20 protein-coding genes are annotated in these 24606 nt (G+C 51.3%); all 20 read left to right on the top strand.

All coding sequences use genetic code 11. The features are described 5' to 3' along the window. Positions 1-26 precede the first annotated feature (26 nt). The 20 genes from HJG54_RS01730 (at position 27) to HJG54_RS01635 (ending at position 24546) form a co-directional block, all read left to right on the top strand. A complete protein-coding gene (locus HJG54_RS01730) occupies positions 27-368 on the top strand; it encodes an acyl carrier protein (RefSeq protein WP_316433003.1) in 342 nt (113 codons plus the stop codon). Between the two features lie 74 nt (positions 369-442). Beyond that, on the top strand, positions 443-1915 hold the full coding sequence (locus HJG54_RS01725) for a thioester reductase domain-containing protein (protein ID WP_316433002.1): 1473 nt from the start codon (positions 443-445) through the stop codon (positions 1913-1915). 307 nt (positions 1916-2222) lie between these two features. Continuing rightward, the gene (locus HJG54_RS01720) at positions 2223-5012 is read left to right on the top strand and encodes an AMP-binding protein (RefSeq protein ID WP_316433001.1); all 2790 of its coding nucleotides are present in this window, start codon (positions 2223-2225) and stop codon (positions 5010-5012) included. Next, the gene (locus HJG54_RS01715) at positions 5009-5731 is read left to right on the top strand and encodes an HAD family hydrolase (protein WP_316433000.1); all 723 of its coding nucleotides are present in this window, start codon (positions 5009-5011) and stop codon (positions 5729-5731) included. The genes HJG54_RS01720 and HJG54_RS01715 overlap by 4 nt, the downstream gene beginning before the upstream one ends. Continuing rightward, positions 5728-6711, top strand: a complete 984-nt coding sequence (locus HJG54_RS01710) for an NAD-dependent epimerase/dehydratase family protein (protein WP_036001147.1) — start codon at positions 5728-5730, stop codon at positions 6709-6711. The genes HJG54_RS01715 and HJG54_RS01710 overlap by 4 nt, the downstream gene beginning before the upstream one ends. Beyond that, complete coding sequence (locus HJG54_RS01705) at positions 6693-7499, top strand: TylF/MycF/NovP-related O-methyltransferase (RefSeq protein ID WP_316432998.1); 807 nt, start codon at positions 6693-6695, stop codon at positions 7497-7499. The genes HJG54_RS01710 and HJG54_RS01705 overlap by 19 nt, the downstream gene beginning before the upstream one ends. 48 nt (positions 7500-7547) lie before the next feature. Continuing rightward, the gene (locus HJG54_RS01700; protein WP_316432996.1) at positions 7548-8345 is read left to right on the top strand and encodes a class I SAM-dependent methyltransferase; all 798 of its coding nucleotides are present in this window, start codon (positions 7548-7550) and stop codon (positions 8343-8345) included. Positions 8346-8639: 294 nt separating this feature from the next. Further along, positions 8640-10232, top strand: coding sequence for a lactate racemase domain-containing protein (locus tag HJG54_RS01695; RefSeq protein ID WP_316432995.1), 1593 nt, complete (start codon positions 8640-8642; stop codon positions 10230-10232). A gap of 53 nt (positions 10233-10285) precedes the next feature. Further along, complete coding sequence (locus HJG54_RS01690) at positions 10286-11956, top strand: B12-binding domain-containing radical SAM protein (protein ID WP_316432994.1); 1671 nt, start codon at positions 10286-10288, stop codon at positions 11954-11956. A 93-nt stretch (positions 11957-12049) separates the two neighbouring features. Beyond that, complete coding sequence (locus HJG54_RS01685; protein ID WP_316432993.1) at positions 12050-13348, top strand: glycosyltransferase; 1299 nt, start codon at positions 12050-12052, stop codon at positions 13346-13348. 29 nt (positions 13349-13377) lie between these two features. Beyond that, positions 13378-13533: a hypothetical protein gene (locus HJG54_RS01680; protein ID WP_316432992.1), complete on the top strand. Its 156-nt coding sequence runs from the start codon at positions 13378-13380 to the stop codon at positions 13531-13533. Continuing rightward, entirely contained in the window at positions 13517-14524 is a 1008-nt protein-coding gene (locus HJG54_RS01675; protein WP_316432991.1) for an NAD-dependent epimerase/dehydratase family protein, read from the top strand. Before HJG54_RS01680 ends, HJG54_RS01675 begins: the two co-directional genes overlap by 17 nt. A gap of 219 nt (positions 14525-14743) precedes the next feature. After that, positions 14744-15745, top strand: a complete 1002-nt coding sequence (locus tag HJG54_RS01670) for an NAD-dependent epimerase/dehydratase family protein (RefSeq protein ID WP_316432988.1) — start codon at positions 14744-14746, stop codon at positions 15743-15745. 692 nt (positions 15746-16437) lie between these two features. After that, on the top strand, positions 16438-17700 hold the full coding sequence (locus tag HJG54_RS01665) for a glycosyltransferase (protein ID WP_316432987.1): 1263 nt from the start codon (positions 16438-16440) through the stop codon (positions 17698-17700). A 180-nt stretch (positions 17701-17880) separates the two neighbouring features. After that, positions 17881-19185 carry a glycosyltransferase gene (locus tag HJG54_RS01660; RefSeq protein WP_316432985.1) on the top strand — a complete coding sequence of 435 codons (1305 nt, stop codon included), beginning with the start codon at positions 17881-17883 and terminating at the stop codon, positions 19183-19185. Continuing rightward, positions 19182-20105 (top strand): glucose-1-phosphate cytidylyltransferase, encoded by a 924-nt coding sequence (gene rfbF, locus HJG54_RS01655; protein ID WP_316432984.1) that lies wholly within the window; start codon positions 19182-19184, stop codon positions 20103-20105. The genes HJG54_RS01660 and rfbF overlap by 4 nt, the downstream gene beginning before the upstream one ends. After that, the gene (locus HJG54_RS01650) at positions 20029-21096 is read left to right on the top strand and encodes an NAD-dependent epimerase/dehydratase family protein (RefSeq protein ID WP_316432982.1); all 1068 of its coding nucleotides are present in this window, start codon (positions 20029-20031) and stop codon (positions 21094-21096) included. The genes rfbF and HJG54_RS01650 overlap by 77 nt, the downstream gene beginning before the upstream one ends. Before the next feature lie 49 nt (positions 21097-21145). After that, a complete protein-coding gene (locus tag HJG54_RS01645) occupies positions 21146-22531 on the top strand; it encodes a cytochrome P450 (RefSeq protein ID WP_316432981.1) in 1386 nt (461 codons plus the stop codon). Positions 22532-22708: 177 nt separating this feature from the next. Continuing rightward, positions 22709-23698, top strand: a complete 990-nt coding sequence (locus tag HJG54_RS01640) for an ABC transporter ATP-binding protein (RefSeq protein ID WP_316432980.1) — start codon at positions 22709-22711, stop codon at positions 23696-23698. Next, entirely contained in the window at positions 23695-24546 is an 852-nt protein-coding gene (locus HJG54_RS01635; RefSeq protein WP_316432979.1) for an ABC transporter permease, read from the top strand. Before HJG54_RS01640 ends, HJG54_RS01635 begins: the two co-directional genes overlap by 4 nt. The last annotated feature ends 60 nt before the right edge of the window (positions 24547-24606 follow it).

Below are 24606 nucleotides of genomic sequence, written 5' to 3'. Positions count from 1 at the left end.
TCAGGATGTCGTTCTAGGAGGTCACTATGACTCAAATCCAAACCACCAGCAGCTTTACGACTGAAAGCATCCAGGCCTGGTTCATTGCCCAAATCGCCGAGCAGACCAGCATTGATCCCGAAGACATCGATGTCAACGACCGCTTCGATAACTTCGGCTTAAACTCAGCCAGAGCCATGCTGATCGCCAGCCGCGCCGAAAAAATGCTGGGTTTTCAGCTCTCCCCCTCCTGGCTGTGGCACTACCCCACCATTGCCGGCCTCTCACAGCGCCTAGCCGAAGAAGCCCAACAGCTAGAAGCCGATCTGCTGCAAACCCTCGACCCCGAAACCCTAGCCCAAGCTCTCAACGAAATCGAAACAAAATAAATTCCTAGCTACACCCCCTACCCCTCACCCCCCACCCCTCACCCCTCACCCCCTACCCCTCACCCCTTCCCGCCATGACCACGACTGCCAACCTCTCTGAACGCATTGCCAACCTGTCGCCGGAACAGCGCGAACTGCTGATGCAGAAGCTGAAGCAAAAAGTCGGCATTGTCTATCGGCCTGGTTCCTCTAGCGAAAATGCGTCTAGCGCCATTGACTTACCGAAAGAGGCTGAACTCGACCCCAGCATTCAGCCGCTGGCAGTTCCTGGCGAGTTCATCACCCATCCCGATACCATCTTTCTGACCGGCGGCACCGGCTTCCTGGGCGCGTTCATTATTGCCGAGCTGATGCAGCGGACGCAGGCGGTGATTCACTGTTTGGTGCGGGCCAAAGATCCGGCAGAGGGACAGCGCCGTTTGCAAAAGAATCTGGAATCCTATGGCATCTGGAAGCCTGAATTCAAGGGGCGAATTGTGCCGGTGCTGGGGGATTTAGCTAGCCCGCGTTTTGGGTTGTCGGAAGCTCAGTTTGAGCAGTTGGCCTATGACATTGATGTGATTTATCACTGTGCTGCCTCGCTCAACTTTGTCTTCCCCTATCAGGCGCTGAAGCCGATGAACGTGACAGCCACCGAGGATGTGATTCGCTTAGCCAGCTTGGTGAAACGCAAAACGGTGCACTACATGTCCAGCGTCTCGGTGTTCGAGTCCCACGCTTACGCCGGCAAAGTGGTGAGCGAAGCCGACCTGCTCGACCATCACGAAGGGATGTTTCTCGGCTATGCCCAAACCAAGTGGGTAGCGGAAAAAATGATGCTGAACGCCCGCGAGCGGGGTTTGCCGGTCTGTATCTACCGCTTGCCTTTTATTTCAGGCGATAGCCGCACCGGAGCCTGGAATACCAAAGACTTCACCTGTCTGGTGGTCAAAGGCTGCACCGAAATGGGCTGTGCTCCTGTACTCGACTATTGGGTGAATATTTGCCCGGTAGACTACGCCAGCCAAGCCATTACCTACCTGGCTCAGCAGCCCCAGTCTGAGAACCAGATTTTCCATTTGATGAATCCCAATCCGGTGACATCCACCGAAACCACCGCCTGGGATGAACGGCTTGGCTCCTTTGTGGAACGCTTGCCCTACAAAGAATGGCAAGCGCGGCTAGCCCAACAGGCCACCACTCCGGATCATCCACTGTTTAGTTTGCGTTCGTTCTTCCTAGAACCCTTTTCGGAAGAAGGGCTGACGATTCCCGAACTCTACACTCGCGACAAAACGCCAATCTTCGACTGCACGGCCACCCTAGACGCCCTCAAGGGCAGCGGCATTGCCTGTCATCCGGTCAACCCGGTCCTGTCGGCCACCTATCTCGATTATTTCCTGCACCAGCAGATGCTGGATGCCAAAACCTATGGCCCGATTCCGATTGCCAAACTGCGAATGTTTCTGGCTTGGCAGCGGGCAATTGCTACCCTCCGTCGGGGCTTTGACTTTGAGGAGTGGAAGCGAATCAATATTGCTGCGGAAGCCACAGCAACGCCCACCTAGATTTCTAACTGAGTTCTACTCGTCAATTTCACTTTAGAGGTATCAATTTATCCAAAAAGATTCCATCATCCGTTCATCTACTAGTTCCTCTAGATTAATCAGGCAACCTGCATCTGTCTTGTCTTGCATTCCAATCAAGCTGAAACTCCACTAAATTTTGCTAGCCAAAGGTCGGTAAAGGTTCCTGAAACCAGTCAGAACCCCAGACGGCGCCTCAACCTAGCCCCAATTCAAGCCCTCAATTGAAATTTTTATAAATCCCCTCAGAGACTTTGCCATAGATATCCGTAACTATAGGGAGAACGTAATGACAGCGGCAGGTTACGTATTCGGGACACAACAGAAGATAGCAACGCTGGTTGACCTCCTGCGCTATAGATCCATCGCTCAGCCTGACGATACAGCCTTTGTGTTCCTCAAAGATGGAGAAACGATCGCAGCGTCGTGGACCTACCAGCAGCTTGACCATCAGGCCCGAATCATTGCTACCCATCTGCAAGCTTTAACTCGTCCCGGCGATCGGGTGCTGTTGCTGTATCCTTCGGGACTGGAATTCATCGCTGCCTTTTTTGGTTGCCTCTATGCCCAAACCATTGCGGTCCCGGCCTATCCACCCAAAGCCAACCAAACTCTGAATCGACTGCAGGCGATTGTAGCCGATGCTGATGCCGCCGCTGCCATGACCACCGAGGCGTTATTGCCCGATTTGCAGCGCAAGTGGAGAGAGGAAGCGCTGCCGCCGATTCACTGGTTAGCATCAGATGGTTTAGATTCGCACAACTGCAACTGGCAGGAACCCCCGATCACGAGCGCCACCCTTGCCTTTCTGCAATATACGTCTGGTTCAACTGGCAATCCTAAAGGCGTCATGGTCAGCCACGGTAACCTGTTGCACAATGAACGCTTGATCAAGCAAGCCTTTGGGCATCACGATCAGACGATTTCCGTCGGCTGGCTGCCGCTATTTCACGATATGGGACTGGTGGGCAACGTGCTGCAACCGCTCTATCTCGGTTTGCCCTGCACATTGATGTCTCCGGTGGCGTTCCTGCAAAAACCCCTACGCTGGTTGCAAGCAATTTCGGACTATCGAGCCACCAGCAGCGGCGGACCCAACTTTGCCTATGAGCTATGTGTGCGCAAAATTTCGCCAGAGCAGCGCCGCCAGCTCGATTTAAGCCGTTGGGATGTGGCCTTTACCGGAGCCGAGCCGATCCGGGCCGAAACGCTGGATCGATTTGCTGCTGCTTTTGCCGAGTGCGGATTTCGCCGCGAAGCGTTCTATCCCTGCTATGGTTTGGCTGAATCAACCCTGTTTGTCACGGGTGGAACCAAAACCGCTGCTCCCACAATTCTCACCGTAGAGCCAGACAGCCTCAGCCAGAATCGTGTTGTCTTGACTGATGCAGGTTTACCGTTGGTCGGTTGTGGTCATCCCCGCTTCGATCAAAACGTGATTGTGGTGGACCCCAATACCCTGACCGAATGCCATCAAGGCGAAGTGGGCGAGATTTGGGTGTCTGGCCCCAGCGTGGCCCAAGGTTACTGGAACCGACCCGACGCCACTGCTGCCACCTTCCAGGCTCAGTTAGCACCAGCGGCCAACAACCCCGATTACTTCTTGCGCACGGGCGATCTGGGCTTTATTCAGGGCACCGAGCTGTTTGTCACCGGACGGCTCAAAGACGTGATTATCATCCGAGGCCGCAATCACTATCCGCAAGACATTGAACTGACCGTTGAGCAGAGCCATGCCAGCCTCCGCAGTCCCAACGGAGCTGCCGCCTTTACCGTAGAAGTTGAGGGCGATGAGCAACTCGTGGTGGTGGCCGAGGTGGAACGTACCGCGCTGCGCAAAACCGCTGCGGATGAGCTGGAAGTGATTTTTAGCCAAATTCGCGCCGCCATTGCCAAACAGCACGATTTGCAAGTTCACGCGATTGTGCTGCTGAAGCCCGGTTATTTGCCCAAAACGTCCAGCGGCAAAATTCAGCGCCATGCCTGTCGGACTGGGTTCCAAACCGGGACATTAGCCAGCGTGGCTCAGTGGCAGGTTGCCCAAACCGACTCCAACCCTGTTGTCGTCCTTCCTACCTACGATCGGGAAACCCTGCTGGCTCAGCCCGCTAGTCAACAGCAGCAAACAATCCAGACTTGGCTACAGGTCCAGATTGCCGCTCGCCTCAAGGTTGGATTAGAACAGATCGATCTTGAGCGACCCTTGACTGACTACGGTCTAGATTCGGTGGAAGCCGTCAGCTTGGTGGCTGATCTGGAAGACTGGTTGGGCCAATCGCTCGATTCAGATCTGCTGAACGACCACCTGACGCTGGCTCAGCTCAGTCAAGTGCTCACGACCCAACTGTACCAGCCGAGTCCCAACCTGACGCCCTGTCCGTTGCCCCGTCGCCGCTCTCGATTGTTCTGGTCTTGGAGCCAAGCGGTATACCAGCACTGGTTTCAGTTGAGTTGCCAGGGCTTAGAGCATTTGCCTACAGATCGCCCATACCTGCTTGCGGCCAACCATGTCAGTCATCTCGATGCCGGAGCGATTGTCGTCTCGTTGCTGAAGCAGGTCGATCAGGTGATCTGCCTGGGGGCCAAAGATTACTTTTTTGATCACGCCCTCAAGAGCTGGTTTTCCAGAAGCTTTTTGAATCTGGTTCCCCTCGACCGGGAAGGTACGCTATTGGGTGCACTCGATGCCCTGCGGCACTGCGAACAGTTGCTGAATGCTCGCACGCCGATCTTGATTTTTCCGGAAGGCACGCGCTCGCGCACTGGAGAAATTCAGGCATTTCAGCCTGGTTTGGGCCTCCTAGCGCTGAAGCTGAATGTGCCGATTGTGCCGGTCTACATTGAAGGCACCTATCAAGCCCTGCCCAAAGGACGGCTGCTGCCCCGTCGCCATCCGATTCAGGTGACGTTCGGCGCTCCTCTAGATTTAGCCTCTCCCCAGCGCAATGCTGCCGATCGAGAAGCGTGTCAGGCGATTACCGATCAAACCCGCGCCGCTATTTTGCAACTGCGGGCTAACCGGCTAGAGCAAACCTTCGCTCCCATTCCCACCCAAACCAACGGGAGGGCGATCAAATGACCATCGCTGCCTTCTTTGATGTAGACGGCACCTTGCTGAAGGCCAACATCGTGCATCATTACCTCTATCTGGCGAAACAAGACCGCTCGCTTTGGCAGCAGGGCCTGACAACCGCACGCCTGCTTAGCCTTGTGCCGTTCTATCTCTGGCTGGACCGAATCAGCCGCGATGCCTTTAATCATGTGTTCTACCAGAATTACGATGGCTTATCGGTCGAGCAATGTTTTGCCTTAGGCCAACGCTACTTTCAGCAAAAACTGCGCTCCGGACTATTTCCAGCCGCCTTGCAGCAGATTGCCGAACATAAAAGCCAGGGAGCCAAAATTGTTTTGGTGACTGGTTCGGTGGACTGCATTATTGCCCCACTCGCAGAATTCCTGGGAGTCAGCAGCCTCACCACCCAACTTCAGGTTTGCAATGGCTATTACACCGGCAACCTGCAAGGCGAACCCGTGGCTGAACAGGAAAAGGCGCGACTGATCCGCCAGTTTGCTGCCTCGCAGGGGATTGATTTACAGCACAGCTATGCCTATGGCGATAGTATTGCCGATCTGCCGATGTTGCAGGCAATTGGGCATCCAGTCGCAGTAAACCCGGATGTGGCCCTGTCTCGCATCGCTACGCAAGCAGGTTGGCCGATCAAGCAATGGAAGGCGGATCGACACTCGACGCCATCCTCACCAACCGTTGTCTCTCAGCCTCCGGAGCCATGCCTATGAACCTACAGGACAAAACCTTACTCATTACCGGCATCACTGGATTCATTGGTGCCCGTGCTGCTGAGTTGGCCCTCCAGCGAGGCATGAAGGTGCAGGGGCTGGCTCGCTCAGCGGAAAAAGCTGCTCCGCTCAAAGACCGGGGCGTCAAAATTGTGGTGGGCGACATTACGGACCCAGCGGCGGCGGCAACAGCCTGTCAAGGTGTGGATCTGGTGCTGCACACGGCAGCAATCGTCAGAATCGACGGTGACCCGGACGCCTTTCGGCAGGTCAATCTGCAAGGCGCGGTGAATATGGCGCAGGCAGCCAAACAGCAAGGCGTCAAAGCCTTTGTGCACCTGTCGAGCGTTATGGTGTATGGCTTCAACTATCCACCCTACGCGACAGAATCGAGTCCCCTGCGGGGGGAAAATAACCCCTATTGCCAAACCAAAATTGACAGCGAGCGAGAGCTGCTAAAACTCAACCAACCACCCGAATTTGGTGTAATTATCATTCGCCCTGGAGATGTCTATGGTCCCAATAGCGGAGCTTGGGTAGTAGAACCGCTCAGCTATATGCACCGCAAGGAATTTGCGCTGCCTCGGCTAGGCAAGGGCCGGATCAACCATGTTTACGTAGATAACTTGATCGACGCCATCTTCTTAGCAATCGAGCAGGAAGCCTATGGCGAAGTCTTCAACATTACCGATGGGCAGGACACGTCTTGCAAAGACTATTTCACCAAGCTGGCGGCCATCGCGAATGCGCCACCTCCAATTGTGTTGCCCACGTTTTTAGTCAAGTTTCTGTTGAATCAACGGATTAAAAAGCAGCAGCAGAACGGCGAACCGATCGACCTGCCGCCTGACTCGATCAACTGGATGAGTCGCCCCTATCTCTACTCGATTGAAAAGGCCCGTACCCAGCTAGGGTATCAACCCAAAATTCTTCTAAATCAAGGCTTAGAACAGGTCAAATTATGGTTGCAAACTCGCTAGAGCAAAATCACGAAAATAAAACCACGAAAACCAAGCTAATGAATTCAAGTAGTGCCCTAAGAAAACGCTTTTTGTTGGCAGCCTATAGAATTTTCTCTAGGTTCTATGTGCTGTTTAGCCGCGATCCACGCTATCAACAAGCGGTTCCTTTGGCGCTCTATGCCCCTTGGAAAATTGACAAAGAGTTTCGTCGTACCTACAAAGCAATTTTTGCCAACACGCTCGTGGATCAGTATCGCTGTTATGAACTGTGGTCGTTGGTCGAGCAATCTCAGAAACTAGGGCATGGCAGCATTATCGAAGTGGGCGTTTGGCAGGGAGGTACGGGCGTATTAATGGCTCATCGCGCGCTGCAATGTGGCATTACCGATCCCGTCTACTTGTGCGACACATTCTCGGGAGTTGTGAAAGCCTCTGACAAAGATAGCTTCTATAAAGGCAACGAACATGCCGATACGTCTCAGGTGATTGTGGAACGGCTGGTCGAGCAATTTGGTTTACACCAGGTGAAAATTCTCAAGGGCATTTTTCCGGATGAAACTGCCCACCTGATTGGTGATGATAAGTTTCGGCTTTGCCATGTGGATGTAGATGTATATCAGTCGGCCAAAGACGTAGTGGCCTGGATCTGGGATCGCATGGTCATCGGCGGGATCATCGTCTATGACGACTATGGTTTTTTAGGCTGTGACGGCATCACTAAACTGGTTGAAGAACAAAGATCTCTGCCCGATCGCCTTGTGTTTCACAATCTGAATGGTCACGCGATTGTCGTGAAGCTGGCATAACTGGACACAAAATTCTGAATATCGCAAGTTCAACGGAGAGTGTAAACAATGACAACCACAGTAGAACGAAAGTCTCAAACAATTAAAGGCAGCCTGCCGACGTGGGGCGTTTGGGAACGCATGGTTCCAGAGATGGTGGCCGAGGGCGATCACTGCACTCAGCAAATGCTCGATATCCACCTCGGACGGTATCAAACCGCCAGCCGTTATGTGCAGGGCAAAAAGGTATTGGACATTGCTTCGGGTACTGGCTTTGGTAGCAAAATGCTGAAACAGGCCGGAGCTGAGCAGGTGATTGGCGTCGATATTTCGCCAGTGAGCATCCAATATGCGCAGGAGCATTACCAAACTGCAGGCGTCACCTTTGTCCAGGCCGATGCCGAGGTGTTTGAGTGGTCAGAGCAGTTTGATGTAATTGTCTCGTTTGAAACCATTGAGCATGTGCCCCATCCCGATCGGTTTTTGGCCCAAATTCGCAAGCTATTAAAGCCAGATGGTCATTTTTTGCTCTCTGTTCCTCTCGGTGAAACTCGCCACATCGATCCCTATCACCTGCATGTGTTTAGCCAGGAGGATGTATTTCAACAATTTGCTCAAGCTGGTTTTGTAATTGACGCTTATCGGATTGACGACTGGACAATTCAGCTCGCCGATCTGGAACTGTGGAAAAAGCTCTATCCCGAATCTCGCGTGTCGCTCAAAGAGCTGTTCTTCACGTGGCGAGGACGACGAGTCGTATGGGATCTGATCAAACACAGATGTCTTGCAATGCCGCAAATTATGGTTCATGCCCAACTCGCTTCTGCAATTCCCAATCCTCCTCAAGTCTTGCAGCATCTAGACTAGGAGGATGTTTAGATCAAAGTCCTTCAATCCAGGTCGCTATTTTCGAGTGATTCAACCCAATTAAGTAGGTGGGCGCAATGATTGAGAAGACGCATTTCGACTCCGCTCAATGCGCAACGTTTCGGGAAGCAGAGGGTTGAGCGGAGTCGAGACCCGGCATTGTGAAGCGAAGATTAATTTAGCCTACCTACTTATCTTTCCCGCTGTCCCAGGCTGACTGGCGCCGTCGGCGCAGAAATTGATCAGGTTGAACAACTTAGTCGGGTGTTTTTGTTATTTTCTGGTGTTCGCATAATGAATTCTTCTGTTTCTCAGCAGCCCAATGTCAGAGTATTGGAAAAGCCGACTAATGTGTTTTTCCATTGCGGTGAAGGCTTTTATTACGAGTCATTACCCAAAGGAACGCGGGTAATTTATCCCAACCCGTCCCATGCTGCCATAGCTGATGTGGATGCGGCAATTGAGCATGCGTTGGAAAATCCGTTGGGTTGCGATCCGCTCTCAGCTCAGCTCCGACCGGGCATGAAAGTGACAATTGCCTTTGACGATCTTTCCTTGCCGCTGCCGCCAATGGCCCGCCCCGACATTCGGGAACTGATCATCACCAAAGTACTGAAGAAATTAGGGGAAGCAGGGATTGACGATATTCACATTATTTGTGCTGTCGCGCTGCATCGCCACGAAACACCCGCCGAACTGAAGTATCAGCTAGGCAACAAGATCTTCAACGAATTTTATCCCAGCGGTAGACTCTACAACTACGATGCCGAAGATAAAGAAGGCAACATCTTCCTCGGCACCACGGAAAAAGGTGAAGAAGTTGAGGTGTCGCGTCGCGCTGTCGAGTCTGATCTGGTGATTTACGTCAACATTAATTTGGTTTCAATGGATGGCGGTAATAAATCCTATGCAACTGGACTCAGCACCTACCGCACGATTCGCCATCATCACAATCACCATACGCTGATGCACTGCAAGTCCTATATGGACCCCAAGAACTCAGCGTTGAATGCCTCCTGCGATCGTCAGGGCAAGATCATTCAAGAGCACATGAATATCTTCAAGATTGAGACCACGCTCAACAATGACACCATGCCCGCCTATGCTACCTACCTGAAAAAGCCAGTCTGGGAGATGAACTGGTTTGATTGGGGTAACTTCTGGATCAACAAAAAACTGCTCGACGCCAGCTCCATCAAAACTCGCCGCAAAATCTTTGAGCAGCTCCGCGCTCCCTACAAACTCACCAGCATCTACGCCGGACGCACTGCTCCTGTTCACGAAAAGATTCTGGAAAAAGTATTTGCCCAGCACTGTGTTCCCGTTCAGGGGCAAGCCGATATTGGCATTGTGGGCATTCCCTACCTCAGCCCCTACAATGTCAACTCGATCATGAATCCCATCCTCACCTATGTGATGGCCTTGGGCTACAGCTTTAACTTCTATCGAGGCAAGCCGCTGATTCGTAAAGGCGGCGTTTTAATTGCCCTCTACCCGCTGCACGAGGACTTTCACCCGGTTCACCATCCCTCTTACATTGAGTTTTACAATCGCGTTCTCACCAATACCACCGATCCTAAAACCATTCAAGACAAGTACGAAGAAGAATTTGCCTATAATCCTAAATATATTGAAGCCTACCGATACGGTAACGCATACCACGGTGTGCATCCTTTCTATATGTGGTATTGGGGCTGCTATGGCTTGGCCCACCTCGGCAAGGTAATTTTCGTCAAACCCCAGTCGAAGCGCCCTGCCGAAATTATGGGATTCGCCACGGCCAACAGCATTGCTGAAGCAATTGAAATGGCAAAAGACGTTGTTGGAGATAACCCGTCCATTTCTAACTTCCATTATCCTCCCCATATTCTGCTTGATGTGTCCTGAGTGGGCCTGCTTCGTATTGTTTCCTTATTTGTTAACTAATCCCCCTATAAGCTATGAAAGTTCTACTCATTTGGCCGATTTTACCGAACTCATTCTGGTCCTATCAAGAAACGCTTGATCTGCTAGGGCTAAAAACCAATATGCCCCCTCTGGGATTGATTACTGTCGCGGCCATGCTGCCTCAAGAGTGGGAAATGCGGTTGATTGACCGCAACGTCAAGCTAGAAACCGAAGCTGACTGGGAATGGTGCGATCTAGTAATTGTCTCTGCCATGATTGTGCAGCGAGATGATCTTCGTCATGTAATCCAAACCGCCAAGGCTAAAGGCAAAAAGGTGGCCGTGGGTGGCCCCTTCCCCACCTCTGTGCCCGACTTTGCCCTAGAGTCGGGTGCTGATTACCTGATCTTGGACGAAGGCGAAATCACAATTCCCATGTTCCTAGAAGCACTAGAGCGCGGCGAAACCAGCGGCACCTTCCGCACGTTAGAGAAGCCCGATGTTACCCAAACCCCGATCCCGCGCTATGACCTGTTGGATTTGACGGCCTACATGTCGATGACAATCCAATTCTCACGGGGCTGCCCATTTCAATGTGAATTTTGCGACATCATTACTATTTACGGACGCAAACCTCGCACCAAAACGCCGCAGCAAATGCTAGCTGAATTTCAAGCACTATATGAGCTGGGCTGGGCTGGCATCATCTTTGTGGTGGATGACAATTTCATTGGCAACAAACGCAATGCCAAAGTATTTTTGCGGGAGCTGATCCCCTGGATGCAGGAGCGCAACTTTCCCTTCCCGCTGCTGACCGAAGCCTCGCTGAACTTGGCCGAGGATGATGAACTGCTGGAGTTGATGGTGCAGGCGGGCTTTAGAGCTGTCTTCATGGGGATTGAAACCCCCGATGCCGATAGTTTGATGGTGGCCAACAAAGAGCAAAATACACGCGGTTCGCTTGTGGAAGCCTGTCACAAAATTACCCGCGCTGGCTTGAAAATTATCTCTGGTTTCATTATTGGATTTGACGGCGAGCGCTCTGGTGCCGGACAGCGAATTGTTGATTTTGTGGAAGAAAGCACGATCCCTGAAGCACACCTAGGTGTCTTGACTGCTTTGCCGAATACCGCCATGTGGCAGCGGCTGAAACGAGAAGGACGTCTGATTGATGACACAATCGAAGAACAGGATGGGGATACGTTGTCGCCCCAGTTAGCATTGATGAATTTTGTTCCGACTCGGCCAATTGAGGAGATTGCTACTGAGTATATCGACGCTTTCTGGAAACTCTATGAACCTACAACCTATCTAAAACGTACTTTCCGCCATCTCAGCATGATGCAGGGTAAACTCCAAACCAATACGAACCCCGATCACGTTCCGCCAATCGCTTATCAAGTCGGTCAAGCTATGGCACAGAAAGTTGGCATTCGTATGTTGAAGGCAATCTCCTGGCGATATGGCGTTCTCCGTTCAACTCGTTTTCTCTACTGGAAATATCTAATTACTCTGATCATTCAGAAACCCCATCTCGTTCCAGGTTTTCTGACAATCTTGGCGTTTGGCGAACACTTGTTTAAGTTCCGCTATGAAGTGAGAGAAAAGATTGAAAAGCAAATTGCTGATCGGCGAGCTGCCATTGCCGCTATTGGCTCAGTCACTCCGCCAGACGATCAATCCCTATCCTCTACGGCCAAATCTCAGTCAGAAGCGGCAGCTTGAGGTAGGTGAATGGGTGATAGCCCATCTACCCATCTACTCCTCCCTCCTCCGCGGTTAGGGCAATCTTTTAGAGCATCTGGTTCCTGAGAATCTATGATCAATCAACTAGCGATCATTCTTTTCTGGGTTTTGGCGATCCTGGCGGCCATCCAACTGCTGTTTCTAGGGCAGTTTTTGCTGTCGTTGCGCCAGTACCTAGCTTCAGCTGCCTCTCCTGCTGTGCCCTACACCCCTAAAGCGGCAATTGTGCTTTGTCTACGCGGGGCGGATCCGTTCTTACCCAACTGCATTAAAGCTCTGACCCAGCAAGACTATCCCGACTACGAACTGCACATTATCATCGACAGCCTAGAAGACCCAGCTTGGTCGATTGTGAGCCAAACGATTGGGAACTTGAAACAGATCCCGATTACGGTACAGACGCTGGAATCCCCCCGATCAACCTGTAGCCTCAAGTGCAGTGCTTTGATCCAGGCTCTATCCCGGCTGGACAGCGATTGTGAAGTGGTGGCACTGGTTGACTCGGATACGGTTCCTGCGTCTACCTGGCTGCAAGAATTGGTTGCCCCGTTGGCTGATAGTCGAGTTGGTTTAACCACAGGAAATCGCTGGTATGCGCCGTCAGGCAACCAGTGGGGATCGATTGTCCGCTATCTGTGGAATTCTACGGCGATTGTGTCGATGTATGTATTTAAAACACCTTGGGGTGGTACATTAGCCGTTCGTACCGATTTCTTGCGTCAGGCTAATCTGTTGGAAGAATGGAACCGTACCCTCTGCGAAGATGTGCCGCTCCATTTAGCGTTGCAAAAGCAAAAGCTAGAAATTAAATTTGTTCCCTCGTTAGTAATGGTCAACTATGAAGAGTGCAATTTGCCAAGTTTCATGCGTTGGGCCAGTCGCCAACTGTTGCTGACGCGACTCTATCACCCAGACTGGAACTGGATGCTGGGCTTTAGCCTGATCGCTTCGGTGCTGCCGATTTTGGCGCTGATTTTGATGATTACACTTCAGGTGAGTTCCCAGTTGGGCCTATCCACTGATGCTGAAACGAGCCAACAGGCCGTGATTTGGTTGGGTGGCGGTCTGGTGATCTTTTATTTGCTTGGGTTAGGAGCCGGTCTGTGGTTAATCGATCGCGCCATTCGCCTGTTGATGCATTCCACCGCCCAACCCTTGCCAACCTTCTCGCCCAATGCTCTACTCAAAATCATTCTTGGTATTCCGCTCTCCCAAGTACTCACACTTCTTCTGATGCTCTCTGCTACCTTTGCTCGTCATACTGAATGGCGTGGCATTACCTATACAATCAAGGCTTCCCATGATATCCATTTGGTTGAATACCGCCCCTACCGATTAGCCAAACTGCTCAGCTCCAAAGCATCCCTCTAGTTCTTTCCTTTGTTTCAGGAGCACTGCCTATGCCCCCGTTGATTTTTTCCTCGATCATCCAGGTCATACCTCTGCTGGCTCTGCTGACTCCGCTGACGCTTCCGCTGACAATCGTTGATCGCTTTGCTTCATTCCATTCATTCCCCGCGCTACCCAGTTCGATTACCTATGGAACTCACTGGTAAAACTATTCTGATTACTGGCATCAATGGACTAATCGGTCGCCGAGCTGCTGAATTAGCGATGCAGCGTGGTATGAAGGTGCGAGGGTTAGACATCACGTCTGTCCAATTAGATGCCGAGGTGGTCACCGGTAGTGTCACCGACCCCATTGCCGCGGAAAAAGCCTGTCGCGATGCCGATATTGTGCTGCACACAGCAGCCATTGTCTGGGAAGAAGGCGACATGAACGAGTTTTTGCATGTTAACGTCGGGGGAACGATTAACATGGCTAAAACCGCTAAAGATGCAGGAGTCAGGTGTTTTGTCAACCTGTCTAGCGTTATGGTGTATGGTTACACCTATCCAGATCATGTCACCGAAGATGGCCCCTTCTATCAAGGTAATAATCCCTACTGTAAAACTAAACTAGAAGCCGAAAGACATGTCATGGCCCTGAATTCACCGCCTCGGTTTGGCGTGATCAACATTCGTCCGAGTGATGTCTATGGCCCCCGTTCGTTGGTTTGGGTGGTGCGCCCACTGCACACGATGCAGCAGCGCAAGTTTTTTTTGATTGATGGCGGTCGCAATGTCATGAACCATCTCTATGTTGATAATTTGATTGACGCGATTTTTCTGGCGATTGAGCAGGAAGCCTATGGCGAAACCTTCAACATTACCGATGGCTACGAAACCACCTGGCGCGAGTATGCTACCCGGTTGGCCCAAATCGGCAGACTGCCGCATTCGTTGCCTTCCTTGCCCAGTTTTCTGATTAAATCCCTGATCAAGTTAAAGCTAGTTGATGGCAGCATCACGCCAGCTCTAATCAATACCATGACTCGACCTCATGCCTACTCAATCGAGAAAGCCCGCATCCAGCTCGGCTATCAGCCTAAGATTAGTCTCGATGAGGGTATGCAGCGCACAGCAGAATGGTTACAAACCGAAAATATTTTTACTCCTACCTGGAGCAGCAAGCTGAAGAATTTTTCGCATTCGGTTTCTAAGTAGTAATTTCAGCATCTTGATTTCAAAACCTTAGAGCTTGTTTGTAAACAAAGATTGAGATCCCCCTAAATCCCCCTTAAAAAGGGGGACTTCAGAGATTTAACTCGGTTCCCTCCTTATTTAAGGAGGGTTAGGGAGGATCAGATGTGAAGTCGATTCTAGCCTCTTAAAATTCATTTACAAACAGTCTCTTAATTTCAAAACCTTAGATTTCAAAAACCTATGGAACTCCAAGGCAAAACGATTTTAATTACCGGCATCGGTGGGTTTATTGGTCTGCGAGCCGCTGAACTCGCCTTGCAGCATGGCATGACGGTTCGAGGACTACAGCGTACCGCCGCAAAAGCAGAAGCCGTAAAAACGCTAGGCGCAGAAGTCATCGTTGGCAGCATCACGGATGCAGGAGTGGCGGAGCAAGCCTGTCAAGGGGTAGACGTTGTACTGCATTTGGCGGGGCTAGTTCGCGAATCAGGCGATATGGATGAGTTCACTCACCACAACGTTACCGGTGCATTGAATATAGCTAAAACAGCCAAGAAATGCGGTGTTCAATGCTTTGTGAATATGAGCAGCGCCATGGTGTACGGCTTTAATTATCCCAACCATGTCACCGAGACGGGTCCGCTCTATCAGGGCAACAATCCCTTCTGTCAAACCAAGATTGCTGCCGAACAGCAGGTGATGCAGCTCAATGACCCGTCTTTTGGTGTAATTAACCTGCGTCCGGGTGATGTCTATGGCCCCCGTTCATTGATTTGGGTAGTGCGGCCTCTCCAGTTTATGAAAAAGGGATTGTTTGTTCTGATCAACGATGGGCGCGGTGTGATGAACCATCTCTACATCGATAACTTAATCGACGCGATTTTTCTAGCTATTCAGCAGGAAGCCTATGGTGAAACCTTCAACTTGACTGACGGGTGCGAAACGAGTTGGAAGGAGTATTTCACCCGTCTAGCCGAAATTGGCGGTATGCCCAAACCTAACTCAGTTCCAGAGTTTGCCGTTCGTGCGCTAGCTAAACTACACGTGGCCGACGGCAGCGTTTCTACTGCCAGCATTGATAGTGTGACTCGCCCCTATGCCTATTCGATTGAAAAAGCCTGCAATCAGCTTGGCTATCGACCCAAAATTGACCTCGATGAGGGAATGCGGTGCACAGCAGAATGGCTGCAACAGGAGAATGTTTTATCGTCCGAGTGGCTAGCGCGAGCAAAGGCTTCGTAGATGCAGTTCAGTGTTGTCGCTTAGACTACACTTTATCGTTGCTTCAAATTCAGGTCGGGAGAAATATGAAGATTGCGAGGCTGTTCTAGTGAAACAGCGGAAAGGATTTATGATGATTTCAATCTGCTCTACCGCTGGGAAGGCTCGGAAATTCCGTAGATCTGGTAGATCTAGCATTGATGGGTCTATTGTCTAAACCTCTAAATAGCGCGGGGCGATGATATGAAGGTACGCAAGCGGCGGTACTTAGAGCCTATCCGAAAAATCCCTTCAGGGTTTTAAAATTCGAAAACTTGCCAGAGTTTTCAGATAGGGAGTTAATGTCTTGGTGCTTAATGACTGAATATTTTGATGACCAAATTTTCCCAATGCTGATGGATGCTAAAACTCTATACTCACACGAATTATTTGCATAGAGGTACTACAATATACCTAAAAGTGATCCTTGGATGCTAACTCATACTATTGCAATATCACTTATTCTGAAAAGTAGTTTTATATAGCCTTCCTCCTTGAATCAGCCTGTAGATCGCATCGCAGTTACGGTTCTGTCTAATTGCTCCTAGGTTCTACCCTCTAACGTCTTTTGCGTCCGATTGCTTCCATAGTTTAACGTTGGGTTTGACCGTTTTCGGTTTGCTGCTTGTATTTGGTTTTATTCCAATTGGTTTGTTTTCCCAGAGAGCCTATCCATGATTGCGATCTCCATTGCCCTATTCTGGTGTTTAACAACGCTGGTGATCATTCAGATCCCCTATGTGATCGCTTTCATTCAGCAATTGCGACAAACCCGTGCGGATTCGGCTCTGCCTAGGCTGGCTTTACCGAAAGCAACCATTATTCTGTGCTTGCGAGGAGCCGATCCATTCCTGCCGGATTGCCTAAAGCGGCTATTAAGTCAGGATTACCCCAACTATCAGCTGCATATTGTAGTCGATAACCCGGATGATCCAGCATGGAGTGTTGTTAACCAGATCGTAACCAATCAAACTGATCTGCCTGTTAAGGTTAGCTCTCTGCGTGTCAGACATGCTACCTGTAGTCTCAAGTGCAGCGCTCTGCTGCAAGCCGTGGCCGAACTCGATTCCGACTGCGAAATTGTTGCTCTGCTCGATGCCGACACTATCACTCATCCCACCTGGCTACAAGAGCTAGTCACACCGCTGCAAGATCCGCAAATTGGCGCAACCACGGGCAACCGCTGGTACATGCCGAGCAGCAATGGCTGGGGTAGCCTAATTCGCTATTTGTGGAACGCTTCGGTAATTGTCTACATGTATAAATACACGATTCCTTGGGGTGGTTCACTGGCAGTGCGAGCCGAAATTGTGCGGCAGCCGGAGCTATTACAGCAATGGCAGCAGTCGTTGGTTGAAGATGCCACCCTCTATCAAGCGATCAAAGCGCGAGGCTTACAGATTCAACCAGTGCTGTCGGTGCTGATGGTCAACCGCGAAGACTGTCAGCTCTCTAGCTTTCTGCGCTGGCTGCAGCGGCAGTTTGTGTTTGTGCGGCTCTATCATCCTGCTTGGACCGAGAGCGTTTGCTTCAACGGCATAATTTTGGCGCTGTTGCTCTGCCTCTATGCTTTGCTGCCTGTGGCTATCTTCATCCAGCAATGGCAGGCAGCGGCTTGGCTGAGTGGCGCTGTCTTACTCAACTTGAGCATCAGCGTGCTGTTGCTGATCGGCATCCATCGTGAAGTTTGCTTGGGGTTGGACAATCGCGGCGAAGCCAACAGCCCCTTTTCGGCCATCGCTTTGGTCAAGCTGCTGATTGGCATTCCGCTGTCGCAGTTGCTTTGCAATCTGATGCTGATCTCAGCGCTGCTGGTGCGTCGCATCGAGTGGCGCGGCATCACCTATCACATTCAAGGACCGCAGCAAATCCAGCTTGAGCAGTACAACCCCTATCAGCCGCTCAATCCTGCTAGCTCAATGGTTTCTCTATGGTAAACAACCTCAGTAATTTTAAATTGATCAACTACCGACTTTAGATTGACTTTAGATTATTGACGAAGTGTCAGCCTCCAGTCTCATTATTCTCCAGTTTCAAGTCTCAAGTCCCTAGTCTCAAACTCTTAAGCTCAACTACGCCATACGTCCTAAATTCATCTAATATCGCGTTGAATCATCATGCACATTACTATTCTGACAATTGGCTCTAGAGGCGATGTTCAACCCTATGTAGCGCTAGGGATGGGGTTGCAAGCGGCTGGGCATCAGGTCTGTGTTGGCACCGAGGCTGATTACGAAACCTTTGTAACTGGGTGCGGCTTAGAGTATGCCCGACTTCCGGGCAATACTCGCCAAAAACACAACGATTCTGCCTGGAAGCATTATCTGAACCATGAGACGGGCAACATTATCAGCTCGATTCGACAGGGTATGAAGTTTGTGATTCCGGGACTGCGCGAGTTGCTGGATGTGTCGTGGCAGGTCTGTCAAAATACCGAAGCGATTATTTGTATGCCGCAGGTGCCAAGTGGCTATCTGATCGCCAAAACGTTGGGTATCCCGTTTATTAGCGTTTGGGCAACGCCCAATACACCCACCACTGCCTTTGCTCATCCCTATTTGACCTCCGAACTGCCGCTGGGCATTCTCAATCGCTTATCCTATCCATTCGTCGATTTGCTCTGCATTCAGTATTGGGGCCCAGTTCTCGATCAGTGGCAACGCGAAACCCTACAGCGACCGCCGCAGCCCTTGAAAGCGCTGAAAGAATTCTACAGTCAGCCGATCCCCACTCTGTATGGCTACAGTCCGACTTTGCTGCCTAAACCTACCGACTGGGGCGACAATATTCATGTGCCAGGATTTTGGTTTCTCGATCAGCAGAGCGACTGGCAGCCCAGTTCGCAGTTGACTGACTTTTTGGCAGCAGGCACGCCGCCTGTCTACGTCGGCTTTGGCAGCGCCGTCTGGGAAGATCCGCAGCGGATCACCGAGATGATCTTGGCAGCCGTGCAGCAGAGCGGACAGCGGGCAATCCTCGATCTGTGCTGGGGCGGACTGACCGACGCCGATTTACCCGACACGATCCTAAAAGTCGAATCGAAAGATGCACCGCATCGCTGGCTGTTGCCCCGAATGGCAGCGGCAATTCATCATGGTGGCGCAGGCACAATCGGCGCAGTGGCGCGAGCGGGCATTCCCTCAATGGTGATTCCTTCCTACTACGACCATACCTTTTGGGGCAGACAGGTGGCTAAACGAGGTGCAGGTCTGCCGCCACAGCGATTGAAACAGCTTTCGGTCAACAAACTAGCCAGGCAAATTCGCTTTCTCGCCACAGACTCCAATCTGCGGCAGCGAGCCAAAGCTGTGGGTGAAAGCGTCCGCGCCGAGCGAGGCGTTGAGCGTGCCGTCGAAATCATCCTTGATCACCTGCCCGTCGAACGTTCCCTTAAAATTCCGGTTCCAGGAGGTTCCCCATGAAAGTTGGCATTTTGGCAGGCGGCTATGGTACTCGCTTAGCCGAAGAGACTGACACAAAACCGAAGCCGCTAGTCGAAATTGGCGGTGAGCCGATCTTGCTGCACATCATGCGGCACTATGCCCACTATGGTTTTAATCAGTTCGCAATTGCGCTGGGCTACAAAGGCGAGATGATTAAACGCTACATGGTCGATTACTGTCTACTCAACAGCAGCCTCAGCGTCGATTTCTCGACCTGCACGGTAAATCCGCATTGCAGCCATCAACTCGACTGGCAGGTAGATCTAGTTGATACAGGTCTTAACACCAATACAGGCGGCAGGATCAAGCGACTCGCTCCCTACATGGGCAACCAAACCTTCATGCTGACCTGGGGCGATGGGCTATCGGATGTGAATTTGCATGAGCTGCTGGCATTTCACCGTGCCCACGGCAAACTGGCCACTATGACGGCGGTGCGTCCGCCCGCTCGATTTGGCTGTCTAGAGCTAGATGGTGATCAAATCGTCGATTTCTCAGAAAAGCCGCAGGCTCGCGAAGGCTGGATCAATGGTGCATTCTTTGTTTTAGAACCGGAAGTATTTGACTACATCGACGGGGATGATACGCTTTGGGAGAAAGAGCCGCTAGAGCGATTAGCGCGATCTGGGCAGCTTATGGCCTATCGCCACACCTCCTTCTGGCAATGCATGGATACATTACGCGAAAAACGTCTGCTGGAAAGCCTCTGGCAAAGCGGTAAAGCACCCTGGAAAGTGTGGGACACAAAACTTCAACGCCAACAGCTTAACCAACTCGAACAGCTCGCACAATTGAAACAGCCAAACGCAGAGGAGAAGATCAATGAGGGTGATCGTCACGGGACACAAGGGATACATCGGCACCGTCTTAGTGCCCATGCTTTTAAACTGCGGCCATGAAGTCTTGGGCATTGACAGTGACCTGTTTGCCGATAGCACCTTTGGCGACGGAGATAGTATTGTTGCTGTGCCCGAACTGCATAAAGACATCCGTGACCTTACCACCTCCGATCTGACAGGCTACGATGCCCTGATTCACTTAGCGGGACTCTCTAACGATCCGATGGGGGACCTGAATCCGATGCTCACCGACGAAATCAATCACTTGGCGACGATTCGTTTAGCGCAGCTCTGTAAGCAGGTTGGCATCGAGCGCTTTCTGTTCTCCTCTTCTTGCAGCAACTACGGAGCAGGCGGGCTGGATTGGCTCACCGAGGAGTCACCGCTGAATCCGGTCACACCCTACGGCATTTCTAAAGCCAACGCCGAGCTGGGTCTAGCTAAATTAGCTGACGACAACTTCAGTCCGACGTATCTGCGGAACGCCACGGCCTTCGGGGCATCGCCGCGTATCCGCTTCGATCTAGTGCTGAACAACCTGGCGGCCTGGGCCTTCACCACAGGCAAGGTGCTGCTGAAAAGCGATGGTTCGGCCTGGCGACCAATCGTGCATATCGCAGACATCTCACGAGCATTCATTGCCGTGCTGCACGCGCCGCGTCAGTTGATTCACGATCAGGCGTTTAATGTGGGACGCAACGAAGACAACTACAGAGTTCGCGAAATTGCCGAAATCGTGGAAGCCACTATTCCTGGCTGCAAAATTGAGTATGCTAGCACCGCCTTCTCCGACTCGCGCTGCTACAAAGTCGATTGCCGCAAACTGCTCGACACCCTGCCAGAATTTCAGCCGCAGTGGAACGCTCGCAGCGCCGCCCAACAGCTCTATGAAACCTATCAGCAGATCGGACTGACGCTTGACGAATTTGAAGGGATTCGCTACCGCCGCGTCTCTCAGTTGCAGCACTTAATCGAGCAAAATCGCCTCGATGCCAACTACCGTTGGGTAACCTCTCCCCAACAAACCATTCATTCAGCCGTTCTGTCCTAGCTTAAGCGACTTGCCGTTCCACGATAAAACGCGAATTGCGACTAACATCATGCAAAACAACCTGATCGAAACGCGGCCCATCTTTGCGACGCTGACGGAGCAGCCAAGCAGTAGCTATCCACCCATTGTCAAAGCACCAAGGTTTTGGCAGTTGTTGCAGTGGACATTTCGCCCGCTAGAATTTTTAGACAATTGTGCCCAGCATTATGGTGACTGCTTCATTACCCGCATTGGTAAAGCCGAATCCGTGTTTTTTAGCCAGCCTGAAGCAATTGCTCATATCTTTTCTAACCCAGAGCTTTTCGATTCGGGTCGAGCCCAACAAGCTCTCAAGTATTCACTGGGGCAATCATCAGTACTTACACTCGATGGAGAGCAACATCGTCAGCGTCGTCAGCTACTCATGCCGCCTTTCCACGGTGAACGAATGCGTAATTATGGTGATGTAATCTGTCAAATTACCGAACAAGTGACGCATCAATGGCAACCACGCGATGTAGTTACACTGCTGCCATTTATGAATGAGATCACGCTAGAAGTGATTCTCAAAGTGGTATTTGGCTTAAGCGAAGGAGAGCGCTATCAGCAGCTCAAGGACAACATTGCTCAATTTTTAAAGATTGGAGCCGATCCCTTCTCCTACATGCTCACCTTCTTTCCTGGTATTATGCAGGATCGCGGCCCGTGGAAACCTCTGACGCTGTTTTTGAAGAGACGCCAGCAGGTCGATGAGCTGCTCTACGCTGAAATTCGCGAACGCCGCGCTCGGTTTGATCCTAACCGTACTGATATCCTAACGTTGTTGATCAGCGCTAAAGACGAAGCAGGTGATTCCCTCACCGATCAAGAACTGCGGGATGAGCTGATGACAATGCTCCTAGCGGGGCATGACTCTAGTGCTGCCACGCTATCCTGGACGCTTTACATGCTTCATGCGTCACCTACCGCAAAAAATAAATTGTTAAACGAACTGGCATCTGTTGATGATCCTACAGCTATTACCCGTCTACCTTATCTGAATGCTGTTTGTTCAGAAGCACTGCGTCTTCGCTCAGCCGGGCCAACGGTAGCGGTGCGCGTCACCAATCAACCCGTTAAAATCACAGGTTATGAGCTGCCTGCCAATACAGTCATATTGCCTTGTCAATATTTAACGCATCACCGCGAAGATATCTATCCCAATCCTCGTCAATTTCAACCTGAGCGCTTTTTAGAGCGGCAGTATTCGCCCTACGAATACTATCCCTTTGGTGGTAATAATCGTCGCTGTATCGGAGCTGCCTTTGCTGGATTTGAAATGAAGCTAGTACTTGCCACAATTCTGAAACGCTATTTGCTGGAGCTAGCCGAGAAACCGCCCATCTCAGCTGTACGGCGTGGCGTAAATATCAGCCCTAAAGGCGGTGTCAGGATGCGCGTTCTGCAACGGCTCTAGAGTTGCGACAATCTGATTTCTATTTGTAGAGATCACCAAAAGAGATCACCAAAAGAGATCACCAAAAACAGCTCTAACCAAATCTTTTCAACCTAAATCTAAAATCCCAAATCAAAAATCTAAAATCCCAGACGGGTAACGAAAACCCAGATAAACCGGCCTCCATTTGACAGCCCAATGCTCAACTTCAACGCCAAGCCCATGCATGTCTACTCAACCCAACCCCAATCTTTGCGGCCAGATCTGCCAACTGCGCCTGTGTTAACGGCCAATGGTCTGTGGAAGTCCTACGGCAAGCATACGGTAGTGCAAGATGTTAGCTTTACGCTGCATCCGGGTGAGGTGTTGGGGCTGCTCGGTCCAAACGGTGCGGGCAAAACGACCACCGTTGAAATGCTCTATGGTGCTGTTAAACCCAGTCGGGGCTATGTCCAGATTGGCGACGCGCAGGTTCACCTCCAGCCCAAACGAGCGCGCTCCTGCTTAGGCGTTGTGACGCAGGAAGATAATCTGGACCTGGAATTTCGGGTATTGCAAAATCTGATCCATTTCGCCCATCATTATCGGATTGTTGGCCAAGCAGCCCGTCAGCGAGCCGGAGAAGTGTTGGCGCAAGTGAATCTGGAAAATCACGCGAACTATCGCATCTCGCAGCTTTCTGGCGGCATGAAGCGGCGTTTGGTATTGGCACGGGCCTTACTCAACCAGCCCCAGGTGATTTTTCTCGATGAGCCAACCACCGGCCTCGATCCCGATGCGCGGCAGGACTTTTGGAAAGTAGTCACGGATCTGAAGCAGCAGGGTTGTGGCATTGTGCTCACCACCCACTACATGGATGAAGCCTATCGGCTCTGCGACCGCTTGCTGTTGCTGCAACAAGGCCAGATTATCGATCAGGGTACGCCCGACGAGTTGATCGAGCGCACGATTGGGCAGGAAGTTATCGAAATCGAAGGAATCCCGGAACCGATTTTGCAGGAGTTGCTAGCTCACACCAATGCTTGGCTGCGTCCTTTTGGCAGCGGTTATCTGCTCTCTCTGCCCAATCCTGCTGACGCTGACGAAATTTGGAGTCGCTTAGCCGCTACTCACCCTCGTCGTCTGACTCGTCGCGCCGCCAATCTAGAGGATGTTTTCCTTCGTCTGACCGGGAGTGCATTGTCATGATTCCAGATAAACCGATGATCTCAGCTCAAACGGCTCCAAGCGGACAAACTGCCCGCAGCACCAGCAAGGTGACTGAAAATGCCTTTTCGCTCTGGGGTGTTTATTCGGTGTGGCGACGACATGCCAAGGTGTATCAGCGGATGTGGCTGGCCAACTGTTTGCTGCCGCTGACCGAACCGATTGTTTACCTAACCGCTTTTGGATTTGGGCTGACGCCGCTGATTGGCGATGTTACGTACCTGGGCAATACCGTGCCTTATCCTAAATTCATTGCCCCGGCTATGATCGCGATTGGGCTGCTGTTTCAATCCTTCTTTGAAGGGGCTTACGGTACATTTATTCGTCTGGAGTATCAAAAAACCTGGCAGGGATTGCTAACCGCACCGCTGTCGTTTGCGGAAGTGTTTATGGGCGACTGGTTGTGGGCGGCCACCAAAGGCATGATTGTCGGCGGGCTGACGGCCATTGTTACGGTGATTTGGGGACTCTATTCCGGCTGGGATCTGCTCAATTCACTGCCGCTGATGATACTGGGTAGCCTCCTGTTTGGCGCAATGGGGCTACTAACCGCCGCCTGTGTGCGGCAAGTCGAGCAAGTCAACATTCCGATTTTCTTGTTGATCGTGCCGATGTTCACGATTTCTGGCACTTATTTTCCTCGCGATACTTTACCCAAGCCCCTCAATGCCATCGCTACTGCATTTCCGCTAGCATCTCTAATCGACCTACTGCGCTGGCCGCTGGGCTTACCGACCTATTGGCAATGGCAATTACTCTGGCTGGTTGTAGTGACCCTCACTTTTGCCAGCTTGGCGGCTCGACTGATCTATCCTAAACTGATTCGTTAAGTTTAATTCTGCTGCTAACTGTAGTGTCAACTGTGTTGATATCTGTTTTTTACTGAATAG

The organism is Leptolyngbya sp. NK1-12 (assembly GCF_032598965.1).
Classification (GTDB): Bacteria; Cyanobacteriota; Cyanobacteriia; order Elainellales; family Elainellaceae; genus Elainella.
The sequence above is the reverse complement of the archived record's forward strand: the minus strand, read 5'-3'. Positions and strand labels throughout refer to the sequence as shown.

Coding starts and splice junctions, on each gene's coding strand:
- HJG54_RS01730 (WP_316433003.1), top strand. CDS start 27: ATGACTCAAATCCAAACCACCAGCAGCTTTACGACTGAAAGCATCCAG.
- HJG54_RS01725 (WP_316433002.1), top strand. CDS start 443: ATGACCACGACTGCCAACCTCTCTGAACGCATTGCCAACCTGTCGCCG.
- HJG54_RS01720 (WP_316433001.1), top strand. CDS start 2,223: ATGACAGCGGCAGGTTACGTATTCGGGACACAACAGAAGATAGCAACG.
- HJG54_RS01715 (WP_316433000.1), top strand. CDS start 5,009: ATGACCATCGCTGCCTTCTTTGATGTAGACGGCACCTTGCTGAAGGCC.
- HJG54_RS01710 (WP_036001147.1), top strand. CDS start 5,728: ATGAACCTACAGGACAAAACCTTACTCATTACCGGCATCACTGGATTC.
- HJG54_RS01705 (WP_316432998.1), top strand. CDS start 6,693: ATGGTTGCAAACTCGCTAGAGCAAAATCACGAAAATAAAACCACGAAA.
- HJG54_RS01700 (WP_316432996.1), top strand. CDS start 7,548: ATGACAACCACAGTAGAACGAAAGTCTCAAACAATTAAAGGCAGCCTG.
- HJG54_RS01695 (WP_316432995.1), top strand. CDS start 8,640: ATGAATTCTTCTGTTTCTCAGCAGCCCAATGTCAGAGTATTGGAAAAG.
- HJG54_RS01690 (WP_316432994.1), top strand. CDS start 10,286: ATGAAAGTTCTACTCATTTGGCCGATTTTACCGAACTCATTCTGGTCC.
- HJG54_RS01685 (WP_316432993.1), top strand. CDS start 12,050: ATGATCAATCAACTAGCGATCATTCTTTTCTGGGTTTTGGCGATCCTG.
- HJG54_RS01680 (WP_316432992.1), top strand. CDS start 13,378: ATGCCCCCGTTGATTTTTTCCTCGATCATCCAGGTCATACCTCTGCTG.
- HJG54_RS01675 (WP_316432991.1), top strand. CDS start 13,517: ATGGAACTCACTGGTAAAACTATTCTGATTACTGGCATCAATGGACTA.
- HJG54_RS01670 (WP_316432988.1), top strand. CDS start 14,744: ATGGAACTCCAAGGCAAAACGATTTTAATTACCGGCATCGGTGGGTTT.
- HJG54_RS01665 (WP_316432987.1), top strand. CDS start 16,438: ATGATTGCGATCTCCATTGCCCTATTCTGGTGTTTAACAACGCTGGTG.
- HJG54_RS01660 (WP_316432985.1), top strand. CDS start 17,881: ATGCACATTACTATTCTGACAATTGGCTCTAGAGGCGATGTTCAACCC.
- rfbF (WP_316432984.1), top strand. CDS start 19,182: ATGAAAGTTGGCATTTTGGCAGGCGGCTATGGTACTCGCTTAGCCGAA.
- HJG54_RS01650 (WP_316432982.1), top strand. CDS start 20,029: ATGAGGGTGATCGTCACGGGACACAAGGGATACATCGGCACCGTCTTA.
- HJG54_RS01645 (WP_316432981.1), top strand. CDS start 21,146: ATGCAAAACAACCTGATCGAAACGCGGCCCATCTTTGCGACGCTGACG.
- HJG54_RS01640 (WP_316432980.1), top strand. CDS start 22,709: ATGCTCAACTTCAACGCCAAGCCCATGCATGTCTACTCAACCCAACCC.
- HJG54_RS01635 (WP_316432979.1), top strand. CDS start 23,695: ATGATTCCAGATAAACCGATGATCTCAGCTCAAACGGCTCCAAGCGGA.